General features: G+C 63.8%; 1 pseudogene. It reads right to left on the reverse strand.

From position 1 onward, the window contains the following. Positions 1 to 154: 154 nt before the first annotated feature. Positions 155 to 547 (reverse strand): annotated as a pseudogene (locus AACY19_RS26885) (transposase); the annotation flags it as partial.

The following is a 547-nucleotide window of genomic DNA, read 5'->3' on the forward strand; positions in this document are numbered from 1 at the left end:
GGTTGAGGGCGAAATGACACCCTAAGCGTGGGGCACGAAGCACGTGGTCTGAGTTTATGGTCGCGCCGGCCGTTCATCGGGCATTCGCGCCGCGATGCGGTTTCGCCGCTGCCGGCACTGTCAGGATTTCCGTGTGTGGGCGGGCGGTTGAACATTACGCCGCCATGGCCCTGATGAAGCGCTCGCCGAAGATGACGGCGAACTGGGCCTTGGCCATGGACCACTCCCGTGGCGGCATTTTCCACTCTTTCTCCTATCGGTTCAAGATCAGATAGAGCAGCTTGGTGGCAGCCTCGTCGCTGGGAAAATGGCCCCTGGCGCGGACGGCGCGTCTGAGCTTCGAGTTCAAAGCCTCGATCGCATTTGTGGTGTAGACGATCCGGCGGACCTCGTCGGGGAACGCAAAGAACGGGATCACTTCGCCCCAGGCGCGCCGCCAGCTTTGGCCGATGGCAGGATAGCGTTGGCCCCAGGGGCCGGCCTCAAACGCGCTCAGCGCCTGTTCGGCCGCCTCTGCGCTGGGCGCGCGGTAAATCTCCTTGAGCGC

The sequence above is a fragment of the Pseudomonas sp. EA_5y_Pfl2_R50 genome (assembly GCF_963970475.1).
In the GTDB taxonomy this organism is placed as follows: Bacteria; Pseudomonadota; Gammaproteobacteria; order Pseudomonadales; family Pseudomonadaceae; genus Aquipseudomonas.